Raw genomic sequence first — 6,517 nt, forward strand, 5'->3', positions numbered from 1 at the left:
GCTGGGTTCATGCATGATGTCGTGATCGCGGGCGGTGGGCACAACGGCCTGGTCGCCGCCGCCTACCTCGCCCAGGCCGGACGCCGGGTGCTGCTGCTGGAACGCGCCGACCACCTCGGCGGGCTGGCCGTCTCGCAGCGGGTGTTCCCCGACGTGGACGCGCGCCTGTCCCGCTACTCCTACCTGGTCAGCCTTCTGCCCTCGAAGATCGTGCGCGACCTCGGGCTCCGGGTCGAGCTGCGCCACCGCCGCTACGCCTCCTACACTCCGTCCGGCGACGGCGGGCTGCTCGTCGACGACCAGGACACCGCGCGCACCGCCGCCTCGTTCGCGGCGCTGACCGGCGGCACCAAGGACTTCGAGGCGTGGCAGCGCTTCTCCGCGATGACCGGGCACGTGGCCCGGCGGGTCGCGTCGACGCTGCTGGAGCCGCTCACCGGCCGCGCCGGGATGCGCCGGACCGTCGCCGACGACCACGCCTGGCGTGACCTGTTCGAACGTCCGATCGGCGAGGTCGTCGACGAGCGGTTCGGGGACGACCTGGTGCGCGGCGTCGTCCTCACCGACGCGCTGATCGGCACCTTCGCCGACCCCGGCGACGCGTCCCTGCTGGCCAACCGGTGCTTCCTCTACCACGTGGTCGGCGACGGCACCGGCGACTGGAAGGTGCCCGTCGGTGGAATGGGCGCCCTCACCGCCGACCTGGTGAGGACGGCGCGCGCGTCCGGCGCGGAACTACGCACGGGCGCCGAGGTCATCGGGATCGACCCGTCCGGTGAGGTGACCTTCCGGGACGAGACGGGCGAGCACGCCGTCAGCGCGCGGCACGTGCTCGTGAACCTCCCCCGCACGACGCTGGCCCGGCTGATGGGCGGCACCGCCGAACCTCCCGAAGGTTCACAGCTCAAGGTGAACATGGTCCTGAAGCGGCTGCCGCGGTTGCGCGACCCGTCGGTGCGTCCGGACGAGGCGTTCGGCGGCACCTTCCACATCAACGAGAGCGCCTCCCAGCTGGCCGCCGCCCACGCCGCCGCCGCGGCCGGGCACATCCCGCCGCTGCCGCCCGCCGAAGTCTACTGCCATTCGCTGACCGACCCGTCCATCCTCGGCCCCGAACTGCGCGAAGCCGGAGCCCACACGCTCACCCTGTTCGGCCTCCACATGCCCGCACGCCTGTTCCGCGCCGCCCCGGACGGCGCACGCGACCAGGCGCTACGCGCAACGTTCGCCTCGTTGAACACCGTCCTCGCCGAACCCATCGAGGACTGCCTGCTCCACCGCCCGGACGGCACACCCTGCGTCGAGGCCAAATCCCCCGTCGACCTGGAGACCGACGCGGGCCTGCCAGGCGGCCACATTTTCCACCACGACCTGACCTGGCCCTTCGCCGAAGACCCCGCCGACCAAGGCCGCTGGGGCGTCGAAACCGACCACCCCCGCATCCTGCTCTGCGGGGCGGGCGCCCGACGCGGCGGCGGCGTGAGCGGCATCCCCGGCCACAACGCCGCCCGTGCCGTCCTGGAGTCCTGACGAACGCCTCAATACCGAGACTCACCCTTCACTGGCATCCTCACGCACCTGAATCGCAACCTGCGGCGGTCGACCACATGGGCGGAAGTGCGGGAGCGGGCCAGGCGGGATTCCAGTGCCAGTGCCGCCAGGGGGAGTCCGGCGCGAAGGGGCCCTCGCGTTGCTCGATCATCGCGACCGCTCGGTCGCGAGCCTTGTCGACCGCTCGGTGGGCGTCGTCGTCGATGACGCCCACCCGGCGGCCGTGGGCGTACTCGTCCTCGTCCTTCCACCTCCAGGTGGAAAGGTCCGGAGCGATGACCAGGTCGAGGAGCAGGTCGAAGGTGTCGAAGCCGGTCGGAGCGCGGTGGGCCGGCCGCTCGAAGTTCACGTACCAGTTGATCAGCCGGTGGTCGTCGGATGGGTCGAAGAACGCGTTCACGCTGAACCACTCGCCGAGCGGGTTCCACATCAGCAAGACCGTGTCGCGCCATGTCCAGGGAGCGAGCTCCCACTCCCCCGCTGCCAGGTGCGGCACCGCCTGGTCGCGTCGTGCCGTGTCGCCTGTCAGGAGCCAGTCGATCCACGTGGTCGCGGCCACGACGTCCGCGCCTGGGCACGATCCCGTGACCAGGGCGTGCTCGGTGTCCTCGATGACGCGGAGCGCGTGCGCGCTCCAGACGCGACCACGAAAGACGTCGCGCCTGACCACGGTGTCGCCGGGCTGGTATCGGCGCATGCTCACAACCTCCTGGCTCGTGACGCTGGTGACCACCATGCCCGGGTCACCCTCACCTGAGCACGTTGGCCCGACCGACAAGAACGCGGCGACACCTTGTGTTCGCCGAGCCAGTGCCGTGACCAGTTCACCGTGATCGGAAGGCGGCTCGTGGGAGGAGCGCTCGCGACACGGCTGGTATTACTGGGGCATGCCGGAAGAGACCGCACGCTCTGCGATCGATACGTTCATCTCCGCGTTCAACGCCGCGGACGACAGCTCGGTGACCGCCCTGCTCTCCCAGGCCCTGACCTCAGACGTGGTCTTCTGGGGGCCGTTGGGTCGCAGCGAAGGAATCGGGGCGGTCGAGCGGTTCGTGCTGGACCTCCGACGCCACCCGGCGGGGACCGGCACAATGGCGCGCTGCTCAGCGGTGGACATGCCTGACGAGTGGGCCCGTTACCAGTGGGTCTTCACCACGCCTGATGGAGGCCCCCGCCTGGCGGGAACGGATGTCGTCCATCTGCGACGGAGCCTCATCGACCAGGTCATCGTGTTCGCGGGGGAGATCAAGCCGTTCGCCCCTTGAGGCATCTACATGAACTGCTGATTCACGGATCGGATCGTCCGGCGTTGCTCGGCACCGCATTCGGGGCGGTCACTTGTATGCGGCTCCGGAAGTGTCGGTTCCTGGTTCCGCGGGGCGGTTCTGAAGGATTCTGGTGGCGGTCCAGTGGGGTGCGTTCCATAGGGCGGCGATGGTGGTGGCTTGGGTGAAGTGGGCGGCGGCCTCGTGGTCGCGGCCTAGGAGGACGGCCAGTTCGCCGAGGGTGTGGGCGACCGGGCGCAGGGCCACCGACAGGCTCGCGGCTCCCGCCGGGGGGCCGTCGCGGTGCGGGAGCAGCGTCGCGTAGATCTCCTCGGCGGCGTCGCGGTCGTTCAGGGCGACGATGGCCATCGCGCGTAGCGATGTGAGGTAGGTGAAGAAGAAGTCGGGGCGGATCGGTTCGGGTGACGCGCTCACCTCGCGGGCTTCGGCGTCCAGGCCGTTGGCGTGGAGGGCGAGCGCGAGCAGGTCGGACGTCATGGGGCCGAGGGCGGCGTGGAGGGCGCGGACGTCGTCCAGGTGCGCGCCGAGGGTGCCGTCGTTCAGCCAGATCGTGGCCAGAGCGAGTTGGAGGAAGCCCGCGGCGTGGACCGATCCGGCGCGCCGCATGCTCTCGTCGGCCTGGACGTAGAGGAGTTCGGCGTCGGCGAATCGGCCTTCGATGAGGGCCAGGCCCGCCAGCGCGATCTCGGCGGCGGCGACCGCCTCCCGCATGCGGTAGGCGCGCGCGAGTTCCAGGGCCTCGGTGATCATCTGGCGCATGGTCGCCGGGTCGTTGGCGGCGGCAGCGGCGCCGGCCTGGTTGAGCAGTCCGGTGACACGGTAGACGGGCAGGTCATGCTCGGTGCCGATCGCCACGAGCTCCCGGCAGAGCTCGGTATCGCCGTGGATCTCGACCAGGATCTGGAGTGCCGCGGCGCGCAGCCGGGGTTCGGTGGCGAGGTCGAGTGCCTCCTGGGCCGCCTCCAGGACGGTCGGGTCGTCCTCGCCGACCAGTTCGTCCGCGTACGCCGTCAGGAGCCGGGACCGCACCGAGGGGGGCAGGTCGCGCTTGAGCAGGCGGCTCAGGCGGTCGACGACGGGCCGGTCCACCGTGCCGTAGGTGCGGGCCTGCCAGAAGGTCGGCTCCGTCCATGCGGTGAACGCGGCGATCATCAGGTCCTCGCGGCCCAGGGATTCGGTGTACTCGACGGCCTCACGGCGTGTCTCGCGGGCGGCGGCGACGGCTCCCGCGCGGATCTGCGCGCGCAGCAGCCTGCCGAGGAGTTCGACGCGCTCGTCCGGGCCGGTCGAGTGGGCGACGGCGTCGGTGAGGAGGTCGGCGGCGACGTCGTGGGCGTAGCGGGCCTCGGCGAGTTCGACGGCCTGGACGCAGTAGCCGACGGCCTTCGGTGAGCCGGCACGCGCGTAGTGGTGGGCCAGCGCCGCGATGTCGTCGGTGCCTTCGAGGGCGGAGGCGATCCGGGCGTGCATGCGGGCCGCGCGGAGGCGGCTGAGGTCGGTGATGAGCGTGTCCCTGACCAGGGCGTGGACGAAGCGGACGCGTCCGGGGGCGGGCTCGTCGAGCAGCCCGGCGATGACGCCCGCGTCCAGCGCGTCCAGCACGCCGTCCTCGTCGGCGTCGGCGGCCTTGACCAGGATGTCCACCGGGCTCTCCCGGCCCGCGACCGCGGCGAGCCGCAGGACGGACACGCCTCCCTCGGGCAGGCGCGCGAGGCGGCGGCGCAGGACGTCCCGGACTCCTTCGGGGACCTCGGAGAGGGCGACCAGCGCGCCTTCGCCGTTCAGCAGCCGGGCGCTTTCGCGCACGTAGAACGGGTTGCCGCCGGTGCGCTCGGCGATCCCGGCGACGGTCTCCTCGTCGGCCTCGCATTCGGTGCGCACGAGTTCCGCGACGGCCTCGTCGTCGAGCCCGGTCAGCGGCAGGCGGAGGGGTGTCGCGCGGGCGAGGGAGGCCAGCGTCTCGGTGAGGCGCCCGCTCTCGTCCGCCTCGTCCGCGCGGTAGGCGGCGATGATCAGGATCGGGGCGCGCAGGCCGAGGCCGCCGCCGAGTAGCTCCAGCGTGGTGGCGTCCGCCCAGTGAAGGTCGTCGAGCACGACGGCGACCGGGCGTTCGGCGGCGACGGCCGCGAGCCATTTCCACACGGCTCGGCGCAGGCGGAACCGTCCGGCGGTGGCGTCGGCGTTCACCGGTCCGGTGTCGGTGAGCAGCGGTGCGAGGTCGTCGGCGAACTCGCCGGGGGAGGTGGTCGCGGCGACGGCTCTCAGCGTCTCGGTCCAGGCCCAGGCGGGCGGGGCGCTGTCGACCTCGGGGCAGTGGCCGACGGCGACCAGCCATCCGTCGCGTTCGAGCCGGCCGCCGAGGTGTTCCAGGAGCGTCGACTTGCCGAGCCCGGCCTCCCCGGTGACGAGGGCGACGCGGGCCCCGTCGGCGGCGGCTTCGGTGGCGGCCGTGACCAGCGCCGACAGCTGTGCCTGGCGTCCGACGAACGGCGTCTTGATGGTCGGGGCCGAGCGCGGCAGCGGCGCAGGCCGCGGGGGCGGGGGGACGGCCTCGCGCATGATGTCCGTGCGCTGGGTGAGGATCGCCTCCTCCAGCGCCGTCAGGTCCGGGCCGGGGTCGAGTCCGAGCTCCTCGGCGAGGACGCCGCGCGCGTGGCGGAGCGTCGCGAGCGCGTCGGCCTGGCGGCCGCTGCTCCACAGCGCCAGGGCGTGCAGCCGCCAGCCTTCCTCGCGGAGGGGCTCGTCGCGGGTGAGCCGCTCGGCCTCGGGAACCACCGCGGCGGGATCGCCGACGCGCAGGCCCGCCGCGACGCGCAGTTCGGTGGCGGCCAGGCGCAGCTCGTTCAGCCGGGCCGTCTCGGCGGCGGCCCACGGTTCGTCGGCGGCCTCGGCGAACGCCGGTCCCCGCCACAGCGCCAGCGCCTCGGCGAGCCGGGCCTGGGCGGCGCGCGGGTCGGTGTCCGCGCGGGCCTGGTCGAGCAGGTCCTCGAACCGCCACGCGTCCACCGCCTCGGGCGGCAGCCGCAGCGCGTACCCGGGCGACGCGCTCACCAGCAGCCGGGCCGGCGTGCGCGGCGGACGTCCTGGCTCCAGCAGCCGGCGCAGGTTGGACACGTACGCCTGCAGGGACATCAGCGCCCGCGCGGGCGGCTCGCCGCGCCACAGGTCCTCGATCATCCGGTCGACCGGCACGACCTGCCCGCGCGCCGCCACCAGCAACGCCAGCACGCCCCGCTGCCGAGGCCCGCCGAGGTGGACGGCCTCACCGTCCACCTCGGTCGCGAACGCGCCCAGCACCCGGATGAAGACCATGATCCGCACATCGTACGTGGACGGGTCCAAGTCGGTTCCAAGTCCCCTCCAAAACCCCGGGAGCAGTCTGAACACGTCGCAACCGACACGAAAGGCGAGGAACCGATGAGCGTCGACACCCAGGACATGGAGATCATCCACCGCGTGCTCCGCCGCGAGTCACGGCTGCTGGTGAAGCTCGTCGCGGCCGTCGTCCCGGGTGACACCGCTCGCGCCAAGGTGATCGCCGACCACTTCCGCATCTACCGGCTGGGCCTGAAGAACCACCACGAGGGCGAGGACGAGCTGCTCTGGCCGCCGCTGCTCGCCCGGGTGGACCTGGACGCCGACATCGTCCTGCGCATGGAGGCCCAGCACGAACGCGTCGC

At 72.5% G+C, this 6,517-nt stretch carries 5 protein-coding genes; 3 read left to right on the plus strand and 2 right to left on the minus strand.

From position 1 onward, the window contains the following. Positions 1-9: 9 nt before the first annotated feature. Positions 10-1,530, plus strand: coding sequence for a phytoene desaturase family protein (locus EBO15_RS22725; RefSeq protein ID WP_122196452.1), 1,521 nt, complete (start codon positions 10-12; stop codon positions 1,528-1,530). A 40-nt stretch (positions 1,531-1,570) separates the two neighbouring features. Here the strand turns inward: EBO15_RS22725 and EBO15_RS22730 are convergent, their stop codons facing one another. Beyond that, a complete protein-coding gene (locus EBO15_RS22730; protein WP_122196459.1) occupies positions 1,571-2,248 on the minus strand; it encodes a DUF402 domain-containing protein in 678 nt (225 codons plus the stop codon). A gap of 190 nt (positions 2,249-2,438) precedes the next feature. Between EBO15_RS22730 and EBO15_RS22735 the strand changes: the two genes are divergently transcribed. Next, positions 2,439-2,816 (plus strand): nuclear transport factor 2 family protein, encoded by a 378-nt coding sequence (locus tag EBO15_RS22735; protein ID WP_122196453.1) that lies wholly within the window; start codon positions 2,439-2,441, stop codon positions 2,814-2,816. A gap of 69 nt (positions 2,817-2,885) precedes the next feature. Here EBO15_RS22735 and EBO15_RS22740 read toward each other — a convergent pair whose 3' ends face one another. Continuing rightward, positions 2,886-6,149: a BTAD domain-containing putative transcriptional regulator gene (locus tag EBO15_RS22740; RefSeq protein WP_122196460.1), complete on the minus strand. Its 3,264-nt coding sequence runs from the start codon at positions 6,147-6,149 to the stop codon at positions 2,886-2,888. Positions 6,150-6,254: 105 nt separating this feature from the next. On the opposite strand from EBO15_RS22740, the gene EBO15_RS22745 reads away from it, so the two are divergent. Continuing rightward, positions 6,255-6,517: hemerythrin domain-containing protein (locus tag EBO15_RS22745; RefSeq protein ID WP_147481619.1), on the plus strand; the 263-nt coding region annotated here is incomplete at its 3' end.

This window comes from Actinomadura harenae, from assembly GCF_003696215.1.
GTDB lineage: Bacteria > Actinomycetota > Actinomycetes > Streptosporangiales > Streptosporangiaceae > Spirillospora > Spirillospora harenae.